Here is a 21,793-nt window from a genome sequence, read left to right as displayed (position 1 = left end):
CATTTGTAAAGAAGGAGTCCATTTTATGAAAACTGGTGAACCAATTTCAATGCATACTGAATTTGAGCAAGTTGCTCCAGCACTACAGCTTTTGAAACTATATAAGCGTTTCGGAGAATTTATTGCAGTTAATCATATTGATTTAGTTGTGCCAAGAGGATCTTTTTACGGAGTTGTTGGGCCTAATGGAGCAGGGAAAACTACATCTTTATCGATGGCCGTTGGTTTGTTACGACCAGATAGTGGGAGCGCAAAAGTTTTTGGAATTGATGTTTGGGGTAATCCAAAACAAGCTAAAACATTGATTGGGGTATTACCAGATGGGTTAGCTTTACCGGAAAGACTTACTGGTCGCGAATTATTAACATATATGGGATTGTTAAGAGGAATGAGTGCTAAGGAAGTTGCTCAGCGGACAGAAGAATTACTTACAATATTAGAGTTAAATAATACTGAGGGGACTTTAGTTATTAATTATTCTACTGGTATGCGCAAGAAAATTGGCCTTGCACTTGCACTTCTTCATGCGCCGAAATTACTCGTTCTCGACGAACCGTTTGAAGCGGTAGACCCTATTTCTGCAGCTACTATCAAAAAGATTTTACAGAAATTTGTTAGTTCGGGTGGTTCTGTAGTATTTTCTAGTCACGTCATGGCGTTAGTTGAACAACTTTGTGATCACGTTGCAATTATTTCAAAAGGTAGAGTGGTTTCTTCAGGAACAATGGGAGAGGTTTGCGGTGAAGAAACCCTCGAAGACATTTTCGTTCAGTTAGTAGGGATTCCTGCTGTTAAAGGAGAGGAACTGTCTTGGTTAGTGTTTTGATTCGAATGAAGTTATCTATCCTTAAAAATTCAATGAATAGTGGTAAAGCAGTTCTTTTCATTGTTACAGGAATAGTTGGCTTATTAATTGCAATTGGAACCATGCTGCTTTTTTCTTTTTATCCTACGGAACAGAACGTTTCACAAAGTATTCTATACATTACATTTGCTCTGTGGACAGTAGGGTGGGTTTTGGGTCCAATTATCGCTGGGGGAGATGGAATATTACGTTCTGAATATTTCGTGTTGCTTCCATTTACTTCTTATAAACTTGCTAGGGCGTTACTTTTTGTAGCTTTTATAGGATTAGGACCAATCGTTAGTTTAATAGCCTTCATAGGACTATTCATTTACGCAGCTAGGGTTAGCTTATCTGCAACTATAGTTGCAATTCCAGCAATTATTTTACAGTTAATTTTTGTGGTGTTGTTATCGAAAGTAGTAGTTAGTATTATTGGTGAGACGTTGAAATCAAGGATTGGAATGGAAGTGGGAGCAATGCTCTTTGGTTTCATTATAGCGTTTCTAAATGTGGGCTGGTATGTACTTCCTGCTATTAATAAGATGACACTTAGTGATTCAACTTTACTTTACATGTTTCCGTCTAGTTGGGCGATACTCGCTGTAGAGTATGCGATTCAATCCAATTGGTTATTAGTTCTTGTTTTTTTAATTGTTCTAACAATATTATGTGGATTGCTGTTTTTTATATGGGCTACATTATTAATGAAAAGTACAGAAACTAAAAAAATCGAAGGAAGGATTACTACTAATAAACATAGAAAAGCTTTACGTTTCTTTTCAGAAACGAAAATTGGAGCAACAATTACGAAAGAATTAAAAAGTTGGAGAAGAGATCCACAACGTGGTCGTTTCCTCCGAATGGGTATTTGGATAGGGGTATTTTATGGTATTTTAGTTACAAGTGCTAATATATCGTACTTAATGCCTTGGGCAGGGATAATTATGATTGTATTCACAAGTATGTTTTCCTGTAATATATATGGTTTTGATGGGAGTGCATTATGGTTAACTTTGACAACACCTGACGCAGAACGAATTGATGTGCGTGGTCGTCAATTTGCATGGTTGATAGCAGTTGGTCCAATTGCAATTTTAGCAACAATTATTTTCACAATTTCTAGCGGGCTTACTTTCATTTATCCTTGGGTATTTACAGTAATACCAGCATTACTTGGTGGAGCTGCAGGTCTAATTATGTTATTTTCTGTATTTAACGTAGTACCGATAACTGATCCTCATCGCCGCGGGAGAGGATCAGTTATCTCAGGTGATGATATGAATGCGAGTAAAATGTTTATAACAACGTGGTTAATGATGGTGATGGTAATGGCAACAACTATACCCGCTTTGTTAGTTGTATGGCTTGGGACATTACTACATGTACAGTTCTTACAATGGCTAGGTGTGTTGACTGGCATTTGTACAGGAATGTTTTTTGCTTGGTGGTTTGGGCGAATTGCTTACTTAAAAATTGAAAAAAGTGGATCTGAATTGCTATTTGAAATGAAGAATGGCATGAAAATATTGCGTGATGATAACAAAAAGAAAGATAACAGAAAAGCGGTTGAATTACCTAAGAAAAAACTAGCTATTGTTGTTCTTTTAGTATTTATGGGTATCTTTTTTTTGATACATCAAAGTGTAGTCCCGTTAATTTTTGAGATATTTAGTATAGATGATAAAGTTCGTCTTTTCTTTCTACCACGCTATGTTCCACATATTGTTCGTATTCCTATAATCATCCTATTTGCTATATTAGGTATAGCATCTTTGTATAAAGCAATTTTAATTAAGAAAAAACATGGAAAGGAACATCGATTTATAAAAGACGAAATGTAGAATACCATTTAAAATAATTTAGTAATTATAGGATGTTGTTCAACTATCATTACCATGTAGTTGAACAACACTTCTGTTAAATATTAATGAGAGAACGATTAGTTTCGATCTTCATCCTATAAAGGTTCATTATCCGTACTTGTTCCTCAGTTAATTCTTCTTTATCCCAATACATATGCATTAAGCTATATTCAAAAATCCCCTTTAATTTAATAAACATAGGCAACTGGTCTATCATCTCTTTAGGTAGTTCATTTTCTTTTTGATATCCTTCAAATAGTGCTTTTGTAATAGAATACTCATAGTCAACGATATTCCCATTTCCAGCAAATGAATATTCTATCGCACTATAAATAGGAACTGCTAAATCAAATATGTAAAAATGTTTTTCACAGTCTTGAAAATCAATCATTGTTAAGTTTGAATTGTTTTCAACTAAAATATTTTCTAACCATAAATCACCGTGGATTAAGCCGTAATTCGAAGTAGATTTTTCTAGCCCTTTTATAGAAGTTAAAACGTCAGATGCAATTTCTCTTATAGTAGTTTCTTCTTTAGGGATATACTTAAGAAAATTATATTCTTCATTTTCATACCAATCGTGTATATGTTTAACTGGTTTAGTCTTTTCAAAGCTTTTAGAAATACGATGTAATTTTCCAATTTGTTTACCAAGCTTTTTAAATATATTAGAATCCCATTCGCACCTTGGTAAATGTATACCTGGAGCTGCTTTATATAATACGGCAAAAATCTCTTTATCTAATGTTAACTTTTCTACAAAATTCCCTTGCAATGAAGGGACGATTGGTGGAACAGCTAAACTGTTTTGGTATAAAAAATTCGTATATGTAACTTCTTCTAATTGTTCTTCATACGTTTTATAGTTTGTAACTCTAATGAAGTATGTACCTTGTTCAGTGAGACATTTATACATTTCATTTGTTATTGGTTGAATGTTAATAAAATTCAACGGATATAGTTCATTTATGAATTGAAGTATTTCTTTTTCTAGTTTGTTCATTGTAACGTCCTTTCTAAATTTTTATTTTTTATTAGAGAATTAAAAGAATCTTATTTTACATCATATTTCATTTTTGAAATCCTTTAAAATGAAATATGATGTAAATCGACCTTTAATAATTAGTTAGATCTTACCAGCATACGAATGAACACTAAATTGAAAAATGAATAGAAGGTATGTCAAAATAAGATAGATAACAAATATAAAATTAATACACTTACAGAATGGCTCATGTTATTAAACACAAGAAATATCAAAAGAATGAAACGCATTTCTCTTATACTTTTTATAAGGAGTGAAGGAAATGAATGAACATATACAGCAGATGATTGATTGGATTGAGCGCAATTTGAAAAAAGGATTTTCATTAGATGAATTATCTCGTTACATGGGGTATTCTCCTTATTATTGCTCTTTTAAGTTTCATCAAGTAACAGGTTTCAGTATTAGACGCTATATTCTTCTTAGAAGATTATATTTATCTACAGAAGATTTAAAGAATGGTAGGAAAATAATTGAAATCGCATTGGATTACGATTACTCTTCCCAAGAAGCTTATAGTAGAGCTTTTAAAAATGTTTTAGGAATAAATCCAAGAGAATACCAACTTAACAAAATGCCTATTCAATCATTTGTTAAACTCAACTTAAATAAAGAAGGGGTGTTTACTATGAATAATTCTAGAAAAATAGAGGTTGAACAGTTACGAAATAGGAAGAGTGAGCTATTTGATAAAGAGGTACTTAACATATTAAATGGTCAAGTTATGTATGAAGAATTTAAAAATAAAAAGCTAATGGGTGATTCTGATTATGCCCCATTTAATGAAGTGATGTGCGTAAACCGAGTTACTACACGAGTTTTTGATGAAGAATTTATTAAGACAAGGGCAACAGGACATAACAGTTCAGTAGAAAGTTACACAAAAAAGGTTATAGATCCATTAAAGAAACTTTTTACGAAAGAGTACAAATGTATTGTTTTATGGTTTGGTGAAGATATGTTTTGTCAAATGAACTTACTTACAATACTTTCATACCTTGAACATTCTCGTTATGAGGGGAAGGTATACTTAAATAGCTTCAGAGAAGATGAATTTAAAGTAAGTCAAACTGAAATGAAGTTAGGTAACTATCATTATGTATATAAAGAAGTGTTGGTGAATTATAAAAAACCATCTATTGAATTAATGACAATAATGTATCAGTCTATAGATTTATATTTAGAAATGCTAAAAGAAGACAATGCTGTAATGAAATTTATCTTTAAAAATAAAGACGAATCAACTCAAGAATTATTAACGAAGTTGTTTCAAGTTTTTCCAACAATTGGATATGGAGATACTCAGTACATAGAATTGATTAATAAAATAAAGAAGAAAACTACACCTAAAATATAGGTGTAGTTTTCTTCTTATAATTGCTCAAGTAATTCTAATTCTTTTTCTACAAATGCCATTAATTCTTTAATTGTTTCGCCAGAAAAATCAAAACGAATTCCAGCTGCTTCATACACTTCTTTTATAGATTGCGAGCTTCCTAGTGATAATGCCTTTTTATAATTTTCTAGTGCTTGCTTTGGATCCTCTTTATATTGTTTATACATTTGTAATGCACCCAGTTGGGCGATCGCATATTCAATATAATAAAATGGTACTTCAAAAATATGGAGTACAGGTAACCAACTCGTTGCTATCCAGTTTTCGTAGCCATCAATATGTATGACGCTAGACTGATAATGTTTTTGAAGTTGTAAGTATTTTTCATTTCTTTCTTCAGAAGTATGACTTGGATTTTCATACAGCCAGTGTTGAAATTGATCGACAATAAGCATAATAGGTAAATATGAAATAACATCTTTAAAGAAGTTAATTTTTGCTTGTTTTAAATCTTTTTTGTCTGTATAGAAGGTATCCCAATAATTAAGCGAGAATAACTCCATTGTCATACTGGCTAGTTCAGCTGTTTCAGCTGGAATTTCTATATACTGTCGTAATTTTAATGATTTTATGAGTTCGTTATGAATACTATGACCCATTTCATGTATAAAAGTGATAATATCATCTTGTGTATAATTTAAGTTCATAAAAATAAATGATAATTGTGAAGCTGGTAAGTACTCACAAAAGCCTCCAGCTGCTTTTCCTTTGCGGCTTGTTAAATTAAGACAATCGTGTTTATACATTCGGTTTAATAGTGTTGAAAATTCAGCATCTAGTTTATTAAAGATATGAGTGCTCTTTTCAATTAAATCATTTTCATTTGCAATGGGTTTAAGGATCTTTTGATCTGGAGTTACAGCTGATACATCCCACGGGCGAAGCGTATTCACTTGTAGTTTCTCTTTTTTCTCTAGTAATATTTTATCTTTAAGAGGCACAACATACTTACGTATGGATTCAGCTAGTTCATAGCAATCTTTTGCTGAATAATCAAAACGCTCGTATTTCTTGAACATATAATCACGATAATTCTCTAGTTGAGTATTGTTTGCTTTTTGATGGCGAATTTCAATTAATTGATTTAATATGTTTTGGAGTTCTTTTTCAACAGATAAAAATTGTTCAGAAATAATGGTTTTTGCCTTTTTACGGGTGTCACGATTCGAATCTTGTAAATAGGATTGTAATTCTGTTATCGTTTTTTCTTCTCCGTCCCAAATTCCAATTAATCCTCCTGTGATTTCAAAGTACTCTGTGATTAATTTGTCTTCTTTTATTTCTAATTCGATATTTTCCTCACAAAATAACTTTTGAGCATTTTTTATTTTTGCATCCAATAAACCATATACGTTAGAATCTAATTCCATTCGAAATGGTGACTCTAAATATTTATTATCCAATAAATTTTGGTACCGCTTTAAAAGTGGCTTTACAAATTGTTGATCATGTTCAAAAGTATCTTTTATTTCTTCATCATCCGTATTACATTGAAAGGCGATATAATGTGATCTTAATTGTTCTTCGATTTCCCAAATCACTTTTGACTGCTCTTTTAACCAATTTTCAAGGTCTAGTTTTGAAGAAATCATTTTATTTAATAAAGTCGAAAGCGTTTTTTCCAATTGTAGTACATTACTAATATCAATCGTATTTACACGTTGCATTATATATCCCTCACTTTTTATTTATTCATGAAGATATTCTATTTATTAATTGTAATTTCCTTTTTAAGAGGAGAAAATGTGAAATAATGTTAAATTTTAAAATTATAGAAGGTATTTATATGTGAAAGTAAAAGTTTATCGTAAATGAAAATTTACGGAGGGAAGTGCAATGAAAAGAGGAAAGAAGTTGATTGTATTTTTATTTTCAATTGCTTTATTGTGTGCTTGTGAGTCTGAAATGGAAGAATCCAAAAGTGAAGATTCTATAGTTATGGATATTGCTACAGCGACAGTCAAGGAGGAATCTTTTTTTAGTGCTGCTATATGGGATGAAAAGGAAAGAATAGTAGATTTAGAGATTGCTGATAGCGAAAATGTTAACGAAATAAAAAAAGAAATTGATAAAAGATTGCAAATTCAAGGCATTATGTCTTATAAAGTAAATATATCTCAAAGAAACAAGGAGATTGTAAATGCAGAACATAGATGGGAGTTAGTTTTTGGACAGATATTTGATGACGTATTCAGAAAAAATGGATATGAAGGGTTTGGGATTCAGCAAATAAATTATAAAAAGAATCAACCTGTTACCATAGATATAAAAACTAAGATTAGCGATGATGAAGTAGGGGCGAGAGAACTTGGACAGAAAATAGAAAAAGAAGTTGAAGGTGTACTTAAAACAGAAGCAGTAAAGAAATGGATTGAAAATGATTCATATGCTATTGGGATTTACGATATAGATAATCGAAAAATTAACTAATTGAGGAATGAATGCTATATGGATGAAAAATCGATGTAATTAAATATAAAATTGCTGAAGGAGGTGTAAAATGTATAAGTATTTACGTATTTTTAATGATATAGAAAACATGATTGAACATGGAGAAATAAAAGAAGGAAAGAAATTACCGTCTATACGATCGCTTGTTACACAATATGAATGTAATAAGGCGACAGTTATACGTGCACTTCATGAATTAGAAAAGCGTCATATTATATATTCTGTCCCTCAAAGTGGTTACTACGTTGTTAAGAAATCTAGGAGTACCATAGAAAATAACGAGATAATTGATTTCGCTTCTTCAGCACCAGATCCAGATGTTTTCCCATATTTAGATTTTCAGCATTGTATGAATAAGGCAATTGATACTTATAAAAATGATTTGTTCGTATACGGAACACCGAAAGGGTTACCATCTTTAATTCCAGTCATTCAAAAACAGTTGGCAAATTATCAAGTGTTCACGAAAGAAGACAATATTTTTATAACATCAGGTGTGCAGCAGGCACTTGCAATATTAACTTCTATACCATTTCCAAATGAAAATGAAACAATATTAGTTGAACAGCCAACGTATCATTTATATATAGAATATCTAGAAATAAATAAAGTCCCTGTAATCGGTATTAAACGTACGAATGAAGGTATTGATTTAAATGAATTGGAGCGTATTTTTCGAACTGGTAAAATAAAATTCTTTTATACAATACCGAGATATCATCATCCACTTGGAACCTCTTATTCTAAAGATGAGAAAGAAAAAATAGTACTATTGGCTAAGAAATATAATGTATTTATAGTAGAAGATGATTATTTAGCAGATTTAGAAACGGATTCAAAAGCCGATCCTTTATATAGCTTGGATCATAGTAATCATGTTATATATTTGAAAAGTTATTCGAAAATTATTTTTCCAGGTTTACGAATTGGTGTAGCAGTTATTCCACCGGTTATTTCGAGTGCTTTCCATACATATAAAAAGATTTTAGATATCGATAGCCCAATGATATCCCAAGCTGCTTTAGAAATTTATATAAAGAGTGGCATGTTCGAACGCCATAAAAATAAAATTAAATCTTCCTATAATAATAGATCTAAAAAACTAGCAGAAGCATTAGAAAGAATGCATAGTGAAAACCCGCTTTTATTCACATATAAAAAGCAAAATACAATTGGAATCCATACTTGTTTAGAAGTACATAAAACAAGTATTTCGGACATGTTGATACAAAGACTAAGTGAAATACAAATCAGTATTGATTCGATTGATAAAAATTATGTGAGAGGTTTTCCGAAACAAAGACTATTAAAGTTAAACGTATCGAATGTAAAGGAAGATAGGGTTGAGGAAGGAATTCGTAAAGTGGTGGAGGAAATCAAACAAGTGGAACGTCTAAATTTTCAATTTAAAAAAGAATAAATTGAATTAGGAGGTTTGTTGTGAGACGCAAAATGATTCTCTTGTTTGTGTGTATCACTGCAATAATTGGAGCTATAGTTGTGACTAATTATTATAAAAAAGATGATCAATGCATTGCGGTTGGTAAGTATTCAAGAGGTATTATCATAGGTCAAAATAATGAACCTATATTTAATGTGAAAATTTATCCTTTTCGGCAAGAAAACTCCATCTGATTTGTGTTACGGGTGAAACCCAACAATTCAGGTGGAGATGAATTGCCGTCAGCAGGTAGGCTGAACTCTTTTGTTTCGCTCATAATAATATTTGAGGGCGAATGTTTGTTTCTTTTTTTCTTACGATATCATGTAGATAAAGAGGAAATAGATTGTAAGACAACGAAATTAGATAATGATTCTCATTCCGCTACTTGTTCCATTTCTTTCTACATATTAATTTGTCAAAAATAATTTTAATACTCCCTCTAAGAAAGGTGGTGAAAACAATGACTAGAAAGAAAGCAGTGAAAGTATTACGGAAACAAAAGAAAAGAGAAAACATGCAACGATTCACGCAGAAACAGAATATCGGACGAGCTTGTCTGACTGCAAAAGAATTCCGCTTACTACAACGCATGTCACACAGTTCAAAGGCATTGAGGAATGTTGGATTGTACACGATGAAACAAAGCTATTTGAACGATAATAAAATGGCTACTGTAAAAGAAGTGGACACTGCCATGCAAGCCGATACGAATTATTGGGGCGTTCAATCAAATTCTGTTCAAGCGATTCGTAGAGCCTTATTTACAGAAGTGAAGAGCTTTTTTAAGGCATTGGAACAGTGGAAGAAAAATCCTGAGAAGTTCACAGGTCGTCCGAAGTTTCCGAATTATTCTCGTTCCACTGACAAGCGAATCATTGAAATCTATCAAGTGCCAAAAGTGGATGAGAACGGGTATTGGATGATTCCGATGAATGTTGCATTCAGAAAAAAATTCGGTTCCATTAAAATACGTATGCCAAAAAACTTAAGAAATAAAAACATCTCCTACATTGAGATTGTACCGAAGCAAAAAGGTCGGTTCTTTGAGGTGCATTACACATATGAAATGAACGTTTCTCAAATGAAGAAACCATCCACGACCACGAGTAACGCTTTGAGTTGCGATTTAGGTGTAGACAGATTGTTAAGTTGCGTAACCAATACAGGTGATGCCTTCTTAATTGATGGAAAAAAACTAAAATCCATAAATCAATACTTCAACAAAATAATATGTAACCTCCAACAGAAAAATATGGACAATGGAATTTCAAAACGTATTGTAACGAATAAAATCGCTGCACTTTGGCATAAACGAGAAAGACAAATAAACGGTTACATTGCACAAGCGCTAGGCCTATTGTTCAAAAAAGTGAAAGAATTCGATATAGATACGGTTGTCGTAGGGTATAACGCTGGTTGGAAACAGAAATCTCATATGGGGAAAAAGAATAATCAAAAGTTTGTTCAAATCCCATTTCAAAAATTGATTGCAGCGATTGAGAATAAATGTGTAAAAGAAGGCATCCGATTTTTCAAACAAGAAGAAAGCTATACTTCAAAAGCTAGTTTTCTTGATAAGGATCCGGTTCCAGTTTGGTCTAAGGATGATAAGACACAGTATCGCTTTAGTGGCAAACGAATTACGCGTGGTCTGTATCAAAGTAAAGCAGGAACATGTATCCATGCTGATATTAATGGTGCGCTGAATATATTGAAAAAATCAGGAGTTGTAGAACTGGATGAAAATCTGAAAGTGAAAACGCAGATTCTATTAGAAGTGCAAAAACGTAAGGCTATTGCCTCACGCATAGCTTAGTGGGTGCGTCAACCATCCATGTGTACGCGGCTTGTCGGGGCTTGTAGCACACGCCGGAGTCATCTGAGTGGTGGCTTCTTCCATAAGGGAGAACCGCTCTTTTTCGAAAGGGTGGTGCAAGTGGGAAAACAATCGTTCGTTGTCAGTACCAACCAAAAACAGACTTGGGGTGTTACCATAAGGTAGCATGAATGCTAGAGCGTCAAACTGTCTAGCGATAGACGAAAAGACCTAGTGTTCGAACTCAAGCCCCCACTGAAAGGTTTTATCTCAGTGGGGGTAGTTGACGAAGGTTCTATTAAAGGTAAGGAACGCAATATTTCAAATGCAGAAGGTGAATTTGAAATACTAGATGGGGTATGTGGTGAGATTGTTTTACAATTCGTTACTCCAGATGGAGAGATCTATACGAGGAAATATGATAGGAAGCATCATATACCAAAAGTTATAAAGCTTAAGTAGAAACATAAAGGTGAATAAGATGAAACCATTACGGAAAAAGTAGCAGTTGTGGTCGGAGCAACTATATATGTAACTGGATAATTATATATTTTTTAAGAGCACTCTTAGCAAAGGGTGCTCTTTTTCATCATAAATATTTACTTAGCATCTTTTTAAAGTGATTTTTATCATAATTTACATATTGTGTAGCTGTATTTCGTATTGGATCTCCCGCGTAAAATCTTTCGTATAATTCGTGTCTTGATCCTAATGGGCTTCCAATAATATCCCAGGCTAACTTAAATAATTTTGTGCGTTGTTCGGCATCTATATTTGTTCCTTTAAAGTGCTTTTTTAATAAATCAGCTATTGGACTCTGGAAATCAATCGAGCTTGAAGGAAGTTGAATGAAGCCACCTGCTCCAATTAATTGTAAAATTTCTATTGCGCGGGGATAATATTTAGAACCAAGATTCCTTGCAGTTTCGATATATTTAAAGTTTGGTAAATAAGTTTTTGTTTCATTTGTACTACCTTCAACTTCTGCAGCAATTAAAAGTGCGCGAATTGTTTCGATTTGCATAATTAATTCTCCAAGTTTTTCTTGAACATGCAAATAAGTATGAGCTCCAATTGCTTCAGCAATTTCAAAAGCAATCGCAGTTATAAATTCTAGCTTTATTAGTAGTCGTACTATAGCTTGATGATAAGCTAAACTACTAGAAGCCGTATCGGATTTTATAGCCCATATTGCTTCTGGATTATTATAAAGTAAAACACGTTCCCAGGGGACAAATACATTATCAAAGATTAATAGTGCATCCATTTCATCGTACTGTGAGCTAATAGGGGAATCAACTGTGCTTGAAGTTGTATTTGCATATGGTTCTCTACAAACCATATGTAATCCTGGAGAATTGGCTGCCACGATAAGAAAGTGAGCTAAATCTTTTTGGGCGTCAGTCAGTTTTGTTAATGGGTAGATTAATAAATCATTTGAATAAGGAGAAGCAGTTCCTATCATTTTCGCACCACTTAAATAAATTCCATCAGAAGTTTCCTTTGTAACTCTTAGCAACTCTAAGTCATTTGCATTTAACATTGATTCTGTTGAGCGATTTATTTGTGGATCACGTTGGACCACACTTAAAAACAAGTGATTATCCCTAGCTTTTTCGTAATAAGATGCGATTTTATCTGGAAACTGTGCATCGAACTTTTTATAAAAATCTCTTGATACGTACCAGCCAGTAAGTCTCGATCTTGCGTAATCAGATAGTCTACTCATTACACCGTCTGTAGCATAACTCCATGTTTCAAATGCAGTTCTTCTCATTAATAATTCATTATAGGAATTCGGAACTAAAAATGATTTATGAACAAAGTCTTTCGTTTTTGGGCTCACATATCCAATAGAATCTCTCTGTTTGGGATCATCAAATAACGAAAATAAATTAGAAATGGTACATAGTGTCCCCGCAAAATTGTTGTCTGTAGTTACATCTACTTTTTTTCCATACAGCCAAACATTTCGACCATCTTGTAAGCTCTTTATATAGTGATCCTTTAAATTTTGCATATTTCCTCCTTTTAAAGACTACTCATATATTTGTACATCTTTTAATGGTGGTGAATATACATGGAATGTTATTGCTGTTGAATCTGTAGCATTATACATTTTATGCACAGTATCTTTTTTTACGGTGAAAATATTTCCCTCTGTAAACTCTTCAATCCGTTCGCTATTTTTTTCGTACGTAATATTTTGTAGCGTACCATTGACTATTAATATACATCCTATAGATATTCCGTGATCATGAATAAGAGTCTTTGCTTTGCTAGGGAAATTTAATACTAAAATCTCCACAAATTCAGACTTATAGATAACATTTCTTCCGTATTCAAGGTTAAGTGGTGAAGTAATAAAAGGAGATATTTTATGAAGTGTAATATTTAATGATTGAATAGCGGATATTAGATTTGCCGTATCGTAGTCACATAAGTTATGAAACGCTTTTTTTATGTTATGAATCAATTGCATGTAAAACTTCCTCCTAAGCATGTACAGTAAAAGAAAAAGTAATCTAATATTATATAGAGCGTAGTTAATTACATAATATTGTATTGAAACATTAAAAAAAAGTGACTTCTTTTACTTAGGAAGATTATTTAATTCGAAAATTATGGTAGTTAATTCCATTAACATGATATGCTTGAACTATATACTTTTTTATTGGAAAGGTGATGAAATAAATGGCAGTTCTTTTAGTGGAAAATCTATATCAAATGTCTATTGTTTTATTACTTCTATGTTCATTTTGTTTTTATAGATATTTAAAGAAAATAAAAAGGGAAAGAAAGCTTACAGGTTTTGAAATTACGATGTATATCATGACGCAACTTGCGTATTTCATTTGGGCGGCAACAACTTTTCTTAAAATGTTATCAGAATAGTTAATTTATGGTTAATTGTTTATTAGGTGCTGGGCAGAAATGTACGGTAAATAAAGGCAAAGGACAAAGATAGGCTTATAGATTAGGTAAATAAATATAGTCGGTATCTAGATCGATTACAATATCACTTATAATGTCTTTACAAAAAGAGCGGGGAAGACATTCATAATTATGTCGAACACAAAACAAATCAATGACACCACCGTTAGAAATCCCCTCATGTTTTACATTCAAATACATCCTCTTTAATTTCGTAATTGAAACGCATTGCCCAGCTACATACTCATTTATACCATATCCATCAAATTCAATTATCATATTATCACTGTTGGGTGCTAGCCAACGTTATAGCTTAAATTTTTGATGAATCTATTATACATTGTTTGAAATTTAGTGAGAATATATTTTTATAAAATGAGAGGGTTATAAATGGAACAAAATAAATTAGTTTTAGAAGGACCAAAATACCTTAAGTGGAAAACGTGTAGAGTAAAGTCTATACAGGATGATGAAATTATCGTTAAAACAATTGCAGGTGCAATAAGCATTGGAGCAGAGTTACCGCAGTATAAAGGATCCGATGTTACAGATACGAACCATTTTTATCCAAGAAAAACTGGATATGAAAGTTATGGTGAGGTTGTTCGAGTTGGGAATAAAATAACAAATTTAAAAGTAGGTGATAAAGTAGTTTCTTTTTATGGACATGAAACGATAGGAATAGTTAAGGGGCATAAAGTGATTCGAGTTCCTAATTCAATAAAACCTAAAGTTGCTTTATTATCTATTCTTTCGTGTGATGCTGCTAAAGGAGTATTAAAACTAAATATGCGACAGGATGAAAAAGTACTTATAACTGGAATGGGAGTTATTGGTTTACTCGCTTGTTATTTTTTAAAATACTATGTAGGTGTTAAGCATGTAGATGTTGTTGAACCTAATAAAAATAGAAGAGATTTTGCAAAGAATTTTGGTGCGAAAAACATATATGAATCAGAAGAACAAATAATAGAAACATATAATTACGGTTTCGAATGTTCTGCTACAAATATCGGATTTCATACATTGCAAAAAGCACTTAACAGTAATAGTGAAATATGTATACTTTCTGATGGGAATTTAGAGGAACTAACATTAATCGCTAATTTTTATGAGAAAGAACTGCGGATCATTGGTTCAAGTGACGGATATAATTATCAACAACATGCAGATTGGTTTTTTAGTCAAATAGAACAAACACCATGGATAGAAGAGATTTTTCAACATGAAATACAACATACAGGACTCATTCAATGTTTTGAGGAATTAAGTCAAGGAATAATTACCCCTTTAAAAGTATTTGTCTCATATGAATAATGAACAAAATGACCTGGTACTTGTCACATAGCCCACATATGTTTAGACACTAATATGATAGCAGAGCGCGGAGTAACATGTACGGGGATTCTTTAATAGGTACAACGGGTTGTGAAAACAGAGAATGGTTTTTGCTCTTTCATTATGTACAAATAGTATATTATCTTTCTCAGTGTACATATTAAGTAAAGTGTTTAATATCATGTACATAAAAGGCGGGGTAATATGGATGGAAAAAAGAAAAATGAAGAATTGATTAAATTTAAAAAACAATGGTTTAATGAAGATAATCAACCAGTAGCTGGTATAGAGTTAGCTTTACCACCTGATATAGGCAGCATGTTAGACTCCAAATCAGTTGATGATGAAAGTGAAGAAAGTAATAATGAATAAGTTTAATCTATATGCATCCATTCGGGTGCTTTTTCTTTTTTGACAATGGAAGATGGACCATCAAATCCTTATTGAAAAAAGGTTGATTAAAATAGGTTCTTTTTCAGTATATGTAAGTTTGATTTTTACAAAAAAATTTAATTAAAATACATTTAGAATGCTATATGAAATGGGAATGCTAGTAACATTCACCATTAAAGGATTGGGCTATTATGAATATGATTTTTGAAAGTATTATTTTAATTCTGACTGGGATTATTGCATTAAAAATGACAGGTAGTAAATCTGTTAGCCAAATGACAAGAGCTGAAATTATTATAGTAGTATCAATTGCACGTATTATTGTGGAGCCTGTATTAAGTAGGAAAGTAGGCCCATCTATATTTGCAGCTGTAATATTTGCAGGCGTCCTTCTTATCATTCATTTCTTTGAATTGAAATCAAAGAAGATGGAACAATTCCTAAATGGCAGTAGCATTATAGTAGTAGAAAATGGAGAGATTGTAAAAGAGAATTTGATGAAGGCGAAAATGTCGGAACAACAACTATATATGCAATTAAGAGAAAAAGGGATTCATGATTTAAAGAGTTTACAGCAAGTTACAGCTGAACCGAATGGACGTATTGGTTACCAATTAATAGAGAAAGCTCAACCGATAACTTTAGAAATGTTAGAAAAAGTAATAGATCAGTACAATATAAAAAGATAATTTATCTTAAGAAAAACCAATACTACAACGGAAGTATTGGTTTTTCTATTTTTTACACACTAATATAGGGTAAATAATAAGCCAATCTTAAAATTAGATATAGGCTTATTATTATGCTATATTCAATGAACCTATAGTGAATGTGGTAAAAAAATTAATTTGGCATAGGTCATAGGTAACTGCAGCACTAAAATTTATAAGTTTTTAATGTGATACTAAAAATAGGATTAGAACAAGGAGATAGAAACATAATGGAATTTTGGGAATCAAGCTTTATTGAGAAGCAAACAATGTGGGGGTTTGAACCTACAGAATCTGCAATTTTGGCAAAAGATTTTTTTCTAGAAAAGAACGTTAAGAACATATTAGTTCCGGGTATTGGATATGGTAGAAACGCAAAAGTGTTTATCGATAATGATATAAATGTAACAGGAATTGAAATTTCAAAAACAGCTATTGATTTAGCGAAACAAAACGGATTAGAAGATATTAGTATATATCACGGTTCAGTAAACGAAATGCCTTTTGATAATAAACTGTATGATGGGATATTTAGTCATGCACTTCTTCATTTGTTGAATGAACAGGAAAGAGAGAAATTTATTGAAGATTGTTATATTCTGTTAAAACCAGGCGGATATATGGTTTTTACAACTGTTTCTAAAAAAGCTCCAATGTACGGAAAAGGAAAACAGTTGGATAAAGATTATTATGAGATAATGGAAGGCGTAAAAATGTTCTTCTATGATTCTGAATCTATAAAAAAAGATTTTAATCAATATGGATTAGTACAAGTTTCGGAAATTGATGAACCAAATAAGAACATGGCAAATAAACCTTCAATCAACTTTTTAACGATAAAATGTAAGAAAGAACTATAACTAAAAGTTATTAAGAATGATTAAATATGTTTATATATTGATTATGCACAAATAAAAAGGACAAGCATATAATAGAAATACCTATTAACTTTAAGTAACCGTAACTTTCGTTAATAGGGTATCTCAAAATCCCCAAAAGAGCACTTGCGGAAACAAGTGCTCTTTTATTTTTTGTTTAATAAATATTAAAAGGTAAAAATCTCATTCAATAAAAATAAATTAGAAGGAAAGAGTCACATCTTAATTATACGATTATTTCTGAACAACAAACGTAATAGCATTTGTTTTTAATTGAATATGCCTTTCATCGCGAACAATATCATAGACTAATTCTTTTATTTCAACTTTAATTTCTTTCCATTCCTTATAAATACTTTCTAATAGATATATCATATCTTCAGTAGGAAGGTTAATTTCAATTAAAGCATCTAATTCTTCATTCGTATGTAAGTCGATTTCTTGTATGTTTGAATTAATAATTAAACAATTGATACCACCAATCTTTGTACCTTTTTTTATAGAATGGAGCACGTTTTTTAAATCTTCTTCTGATTGAACATGCTCTAAACTGGATACTGCAACGATATAATCATAAGTATTAGGTTGGATGTAATAGTTTTCAATTGCTGCTTGTTCTGTTTTAATATTATTAATTACACCATATTCTTTACTATAAGTTTGTAATTTTGTTAAAGCGGAATGAAGTAAATCCACACACGTAACAGTACCACTAGCATTTTGAATCTTTTGGGCAATTGGAATACTATTTCTTCCAACACCAGAGCCGAGATCAAGTACTTGCAAGTTGTTTTTTCCTTCAAAATAATCCATCAAATCCATAACTGTTTTAACCGGTTTGTAAAGCCAAGAACCAGTTTCAAATAGTTTGTATTGTTCATAACAAAGGTCATGATATTTCTTTTCTTCTTCTCTTATGTAATCGATACGGTTCATATTGTTTCAGCTCCAATATTTTTATTACAAAATGAATAAGTGGGGCAGCCTTTAACATTTGTTTGGATTCGAAAAATACCACCAGCATGTGGATATTTCTTTAATTCGTCATCCGTCATTCTTGTTCTGGCTGTTGTAACATATAAATCTGTTAAATTAGGCCCTCCAAATGTACACGACGTTACATATAACGCTGGAATTGGAATACTCAATATTTGTTTGCCAGTTAAAGGATTCCATCTAGTAATCTTTGAGCCTCCCCAATGCGCAATCCATAAACAACCTTCTTCATCAATTGTCATACCATCAGGTAAACCTTCATTCTCAGAGAACATGATTACATCGTTTGGATTGCAAATTTCTCCAGTACTTATATCATAATGAAAACGAACTACTTTTTTAGTAGGTGTATCAATATAGTAAAGGTATGTATGGTCAGGTGACCAAGCTATGCCATTTGATGTATTTACATGTGAAACTTTTTTCTCTACCTTTAAACTATTATTTAAACAATACAAGGAACCTGCAGCATTAATACCGTATGTATCTGTAGTACCTGCCCAAAAACGTCCTGCTGGATCGCATTTTCCATCGTTAAAACGATTATCAAATAAATGTGGTTCAGGGTCAAAAATATGTGTCAGTTTTTCTGTTTTTATATTAATAGAATAAAAGCCATTTTCCATAGCTAGGAGTAGTACGTCATCTAAATATGGAACAACACAGCCAATTTGTTGATTGAGAGCAATTACTCGGTTTGTATTAGCGGTAGGACTAAATATGCATAATTGTTTCTCTACAATATTAACCCAGTATAAAAGTTGCTTTTTTTCATCCCAGCATGGTCCTTCTGCTAAACTTGCTTTCGCATCTAAAACTAATTCTATAGTACTGTCCAAGATGTTCACCTCGCTTTATAAGATATTTATATAATTCGATAAAAATAGAGGTAAACCTTTTAATCAGAAGATATTAAGATTTGTACTATGGAAAAGTGATTTTCTCGAGTGATTAAAAATTGTATAAACATGGAGAGGAAAATGCATATGATGTTTTATGAGATTGTTTGCTTTTCTTGTAAAAATATATTTCGTGTTTATGAAGGTAGTGAAAAATATAAGCGATTTAAAGAGAAACCAAAAGGGGTATATTGCTGTGATGAGTGTAGTCACAAAATTCAATTAGAAGCGATAAAGAATTTTTTTAGATAATTATATAATTTTGTTTCGGAAAAGTTTGACAATAATAGTGTTATAAATTATCATATGAAAAAACTAATATTTAAAATGGCATGGAAGAGAAGAGTAGTTAAGAAAAGATACATACAGAGAGCTCTGGTAGCTGAGAAAGAGCGGTATACATCTTAACGAAAAAAGACTTGGAGCTGCGCAAGGAACTAATTTATTTAAGGATGGTGCGACGGGTTCTCCCGTTATAGAGATAGGGTATAAGCTATTTTGCCGTACCTGAAGAGGTTAATATGGCGACATATTAACAAACTGAGGTGGTACCGCGAAGCTAATAACTCTCGTCCTCAAGATGAATAATCTTGGGGGTGGGAGTTTTTTTATTGCAAAAAAATGAAAATGTGAGAACAAAAATATAATTGAGGTGAGTAGTATATGCATTGGGCGTATGAAGTAGCAAATGAATTAATTAGAAAACATCCAAACAAAGAAACTTTTATTTGCGCATCTGGAATTAGTCCATCAGGTTCTGTTCATATTGGAAACTTTCGTGAAATCGTAACGACTTATTTTGTTGTAAGGGCACTTCAAGATTTAGGGAAAAAAGCGCGTTTTATATTTTCATGGGATGATTACGACAGGTTTAGAAAAGTTCCTAAAAATATTGATCCATCTTTTATAAAGTATATCGGTATGCCATACTGTAATATACCAGATCAGTATGGATGTCATAATTCATATGCTGATCATTTTGAAAAAGAGTTTGAGGAATCTCTTCAAGCATTTGGAATTGAAGTAGAATTTATTTATCAACATGATGAATACAGGAGCGGAAGGTATAACAAAAGCATATTAGAGGCTTTGTATAAAAGAAAAGAAATATATGGTATTTTAATGGATTATAAAACTGGGGAATGTAGTGAAGAAGAGCGAGAGAGCTTTTATCCAGTTACGTTATATTGCGAGAAATGCGGGAGAGATACAACAGCGATTACGCATTTTGATGAAGTATTAAAAACAGTTCGGTATGAATGTGAATGTGGAAATCAAAATGAATTATCTATACTAAACACAAATAATATGAAATTGAATTGGAAAATCGATTGGCCGATGAGATGGATGATAGAGGATGTTGTTTTTGAACCGGGCGGAAGAGATCATTCATCAGAAACGGGTAGTTATAATGTATCAAAAGAAATTGCGAGAAAAATATTCAATCGTGAAGCGCCTCATTACGTTGCTTACGATTTCATTGGTATTAAAGGGAATCATGAAAAAATGTCTAGTTCTTCAGGGAATAGTATTACACCTAGCGAGTTGCTAAAAGTGTATTTGCCCGAAGTGATTCTATTTATGTTTGCAAAATATAGGCCAGACGCAGCTTTTCATATCGGTCTTGATGAAGATGTGATTCGCAATTATACAGAGTATGAACGATCAAAAGATCGTTATAAAAATAAAACGCTCAAAAATGAAGATTTATTTGATGCAATTAAACTTTCTAGAGTAGATAGCGAATTGTAAGAATATCCGAAATTTAATCAAGTAGCAGGAACGTTACCGTTATTAAATTTTGATTCATCTGTTTTACAAGGTATATTAGACAAAATAGATAGGAATTATGCATTAGAGGATATGGTAGCGATAAGTAAACGTGCAGAGTATTGGGTTAGAAACTTTCAATCTGAAAAATTAATGGCGGTAAATCAAGAGAGAAATATAGAGTTTTACAACACATTAGATGAAAGACAGAAAGAATGGTTAGTAGAAGTCTGCAACATACTTCGTTCTAACAAAGATTACTCTAACTTAATGGAACAATTGTACGCGCTTTGTCATCATGAAAATAAAAAAATAATGAAAGAAAATCAAAAACAATTATTTATTATTATATATAAGCTCATTATGAATCAGTCCAGTGGCCCTCGAATACCGTTATTAATACATGTTGTAGGTATCGAAAAATTTATCGAATTATTAGATTTCTAAAAAATAAAGGCAACGCAAGTACTCAGCTAAGTACTTGCGTTGCAAATTTTACTAACGTGAATACATTTTCGGACATTCATCACCACTAGGTTCATAAAAACAATGACTTTTAAACTGCCCTACAAACGGCTGATTATACCATTGGGGTGGACAAGCTCCAACTGGACGGAAATACCAAAGAGCCCATCTTGCTGGCCAGCGCCATTCACCTTGTAAAACTTTTCGTGCGATTTCTTTTTCTGAATCACGAGCGCGTTGATAAAAATATCCGTATTGCACTGCTTCGAATCCACCAGGGCTTTGATATACAGCGTCACGTACGGTACGGAGTTGTTTAAAATCTAAGCAATCACAAAATACACGATTTACTACTACGCAGCCAACAAGTTGTTCACCTTGTCGACCTTCGCCTTCAGCTTCAGCACGCATTAAACGAGCTAGTAAATCAACATCGCTTTCGTTATATGGAATAAGGGGCATAGTGATACCAACTTTCTTTACCTGTCATAGTAAAGAGTGTATGTATGAAAATAAGCTAAGTGCTTTTCTATATGTAAATTCATTAAT

The 21,793-nt window shown here is 32.2% G+C and carries 20 protein-coding genes, 3 pseudogenes and 1 other annotated feature; of the genes and pseudogenes, 15 read left to right on the top strand and 8 right to left on the bottom strand.

Translation table 11 applies throughout. The features are described from left to right. Positions 1 to 25: 25 nt before the first annotated feature. The gene (locus ACTFRS_RS05470) at positions 26 to 826 is read left to right on the top strand and encodes an ABC transporter ATP-binding protein (protein WP_000847755.1); all 801 of its coding nucleotides are present in this window, start codon (positions 26 to 28) and stop codon (positions 824 to 826) included. Further along, positions 811 to 2,688 (top strand): hypothetical protein, encoded by a 1,878-nt coding sequence (locus ACTFRS_RS05465; protein WP_440024016.1) that lies wholly within the window; start codon positions 811 to 813, stop codon positions 2,686 to 2,688. The genes ACTFRS_RS05470 and ACTFRS_RS05465 overlap by 16 nt, the downstream gene beginning before the upstream one ends. A 76-nt stretch (positions 2,689 to 2,764) precedes the next feature. Here ACTFRS_RS05465 and ACTFRS_RS05460 read toward each other — a convergent pair whose 3' ends face one another. Further along, the gene (locus ACTFRS_RS05460; protein WP_439194706.1) at positions 2,765 to 3,712 is read right to left on the bottom strand and encodes a phosphotransferase enzyme family protein; all 948 of its coding nucleotides are present in this window, start codon (positions 3,710 to 3,712) and stop codon (positions 2,765 to 2,767) included. Between the two features lie 304 nt (positions 3,713 to 4,016). Between ACTFRS_RS05460 and ACTFRS_RS05455 the strand changes: the two genes are divergently transcribed. Then, positions 4,017 to 5,111: a helix-turn-helix domain-containing protein gene (locus tag ACTFRS_RS05455; RefSeq protein WP_440024019.1), complete on the top strand. Its 1,095-nt coding sequence runs from the start codon at positions 4,017 to 4,019 to the stop codon at positions 5,109 to 5,111. Positions 5,112 to 5,125: 14 nt separating this feature from the next. On the opposite strand, the gene ACTFRS_RS05450 is transcribed toward ACTFRS_RS05455, so the two are convergent. Then, the gene (locus ACTFRS_RS05450) at positions 5,126 to 6,817 is read right to left on the bottom strand and encodes a M3 family oligoendopeptidase (protein WP_242294052.1); all 1,692 of its coding nucleotides are present in this window, start codon (positions 6,815 to 6,817) and stop codon (positions 5,126 to 5,128) included. A 169-nt stretch (positions 6,818 to 6,986) separates the two neighbouring features. Here ACTFRS_RS05450 and ACTFRS_RS05445 point away from each other — a divergent pair, with 169 nt between their 5' ends. The 5 genes and pseudogenes from ACTFRS_RS05445 to ACTFRS_RS05425 all read left to right on the top strand — a co-directional run. Continuing rightward, complete coding sequence (locus ACTFRS_RS05445; protein ID WP_242294051.1) at positions 6,987 to 7,580, top strand: DUF4030 domain-containing protein; 594 nt, start codon at positions 6,987 to 6,989, stop codon at positions 7,578 to 7,580. A gap of 70 nt (positions 7,581 to 7,650) precedes the next feature. Further along, positions 7,651 to 9,021, top strand: a complete 1,371-nt coding sequence (locus ACTFRS_RS05440; RefSeq protein WP_440024021.1) for a PLP-dependent aminotransferase family protein — start codon at positions 7,651 to 7,653, stop codon at positions 9,019 to 9,021. 20 nt (positions 9,022 to 9,041) lie between these two features. After that, positions 9,042 to 9,209 (top strand): annotated as a pseudogene (locus tag ACTFRS_RS05435) (carboxypeptidase regulatory-like domain-containing protein); the annotation flags it as partial. A gap of 296 nt (positions 9,210 to 9,505) precedes the next feature. Next, on the top strand, positions 9,506 to 10,861 hold the full coding sequence (locus ACTFRS_RS05430) for a transposase (RefSeq protein WP_318160697.1): 1,356 nt from the start codon (positions 9,506 to 9,508) through the stop codon (positions 10,859 to 10,861). Positions 10,862 to 11,149: 288 nt separating this feature from the next. Beyond that, positions 11,150 to 11,323, top strand: a pseudogene (locus tag ACTFRS_RS05425) (carboxypeptidase regulatory-like domain-containing protein); the annotation flags it as partial. A 127-nt stretch (positions 11,324 to 11,450) separates the two neighbouring features. Here ACTFRS_RS05425 and ACTFRS_RS05420 read toward each other — a convergent pair. Both ACTFRS_RS05420 and ACTFRS_RS05415 read right to left on the bottom strand, forming a co-directional pair. Further along, positions 11,451 to 12,881 (bottom strand): 4-hydroxyphenylacetate 3-hydroxylase family protein, encoded by a 1,431-nt coding sequence (locus ACTFRS_RS05420; protein WP_440024023.1) that lies wholly within the window; start codon positions 12,879 to 12,881, stop codon positions 11,451 to 11,453. Positions 12,882 to 12,899: 18 nt separating this feature from the next. After that, a complete protein-coding gene (locus ACTFRS_RS05415) occupies positions 12,900 to 13,343 on the bottom strand; it encodes a cysteine dioxygenase (protein WP_001176000.1) in 444 nt (147 codons plus the stop codon). A 212-nt stretch (positions 13,344 to 13,555) separates the two neighbouring features. On the opposite strand from ACTFRS_RS05415, the gene ACTFRS_RS05410 reads away from it, so the two are divergent. Beyond that, the gene (locus ACTFRS_RS05410) at positions 13,556 to 13,756 is read left to right on the top strand and encodes a hypothetical protein (RefSeq protein ID WP_048554549.1); all 201 of its coding nucleotides are present in this window, start codon (positions 13,556 to 13,558) and stop codon (positions 13,754 to 13,756) included. A gap of 75 nt (positions 13,757 to 13,831) precedes the next feature. Here ACTFRS_RS05410 and ACTFRS_RS05405 read toward each other — a convergent pair whose 3' ends face one another. After that, positions 13,832 to 14,074, bottom strand: a complete 243-nt coding sequence (locus ACTFRS_RS05405) for a hypothetical protein (RefSeq protein ID WP_049111239.1) — start codon at positions 14,072 to 14,074, stop codon at positions 13,832 to 13,834. 111 nt (positions 14,075 to 14,185) lie between these two features. Between ACTFRS_RS05405 and ACTFRS_RS05400 the strand changes: the two genes are divergently transcribed. From ACTFRS_RS05400 to ACTFRS_RS05385, 4 genes are all read left to right on the top strand, one after another. After that, positions 14,186 to 15,112: an alcohol dehydrogenase catalytic domain-containing protein gene (locus ACTFRS_RS05400; RefSeq protein ID WP_242294047.1), complete on the top strand. Its 927-nt coding sequence runs from the start codon at positions 14,186 to 14,188 to the stop codon at positions 15,110 to 15,112. Positions 15,113 to 15,337: 225 nt separating this feature from the next. Next, a complete protein-coding gene (locus tag ACTFRS_RS05395; RefSeq protein ID WP_087953679.1) occupies positions 15,338 to 15,505 on the top strand; it encodes a hypothetical protein in 168 nt (55 codons plus the stop codon). Positions 15,506 to 15,717: 212 nt separating this feature from the next. Further along, positions 15,718 to 16,215 carry a DUF421 domain-containing protein gene (locus tag ACTFRS_RS05390; protein WP_001055958.1) on the top strand — a complete coding sequence of 166 codons (498 nt, stop codon included), beginning with the start codon at positions 15,718 to 15,720 and terminating at the stop codon, positions 16,213 to 16,215. A 251-nt stretch (positions 16,216 to 16,466) separates the two neighbouring features. Then, positions 16,467 to 17,096: a class I SAM-dependent methyltransferase gene (locus ACTFRS_RS05385; RefSeq protein ID WP_242294046.1), complete on the top strand. Its 630-nt coding sequence runs from the start codon at positions 16,467 to 16,469 to the stop codon at positions 17,094 to 17,096. A 252-nt stretch (positions 17,097 to 17,348) separates the two neighbouring features. Here ACTFRS_RS05385 and ACTFRS_RS05380 read toward each other — a convergent pair whose 3' ends face one another. Continuing rightward, on the bottom strand, positions 17,349 to 18,050 hold the full coding sequence (locus ACTFRS_RS05380; protein WP_139869044.1) for a class I SAM-dependent methyltransferase: 702 nt from the start codon (positions 18,048 to 18,050) through the stop codon (positions 17,349 to 17,351). Beyond that, entirely contained in the window at positions 18,047 to 18,949 is a 903-nt protein-coding gene (locus ACTFRS_RS05375; RefSeq protein ID WP_431084600.1) for an SMP-30/gluconolactonase/LRE family protein, read from the bottom strand. The genes ACTFRS_RS05380 and ACTFRS_RS05375 overlap by 4 nt, the downstream gene beginning before the upstream one ends. 141 nt (positions 18,950 to 19,090) lie before the next feature. Between ACTFRS_RS05375 and ACTFRS_RS05370 the strand changes: the two genes are divergently transcribed. Together ACTFRS_RS05370 and lysS are read left to right on the top strand one after the other, a co-directional pair. Further along, entirely contained in the window at positions 19,091 to 19,261 is a 171-nt protein-coding gene (locus tag ACTFRS_RS05370; RefSeq protein ID WP_000551046.1) for a DUF2197 domain-containing protein, read from the top strand. Positions 19,262 to 19,333: 72 nt separating this feature from the next. Then, positions 19,334 to 19,589 (top strand) — a binding site (T-box leader). Between the two features lie 83 nt (positions 19,590 to 19,672). After that, a pseudogene (gene lysS, locus ACTFRS_RS05365) lies at positions 19,673 to 21,226 on the top strand (lysine--tRNA ligase). 51 nt (positions 21,227 to 21,277) lie between these two features. Here lysS and ACTFRS_RS05360 read toward each other — a convergent pair. After that, positions 21,278 to 21,706, bottom strand: coding sequence for a cell wall hydrolase (locus ACTFRS_RS05360; protein ID WP_242294043.1), 429 nt, complete (start codon positions 21,704 to 21,706; stop codon positions 21,278 to 21,280). Between the last annotated feature and the right edge of the window lie 87 nt (positions 21,707 to 21,793).

The sequence above is a fragment of the Bacillus cereus group sp. MYBK139-1 genome (genome assembly GCF_051916915.1).
Lineage (GTDB): Bacteria > Bacillota > Bacilli > Bacillales > Bacillaceae_G > Bacillus_A > Bacillus_A pacificus.
Note: the sequence above shows the minus strand (reverse complement) of the source record. Positions and strands in the feature narration are given on the sequence as shown.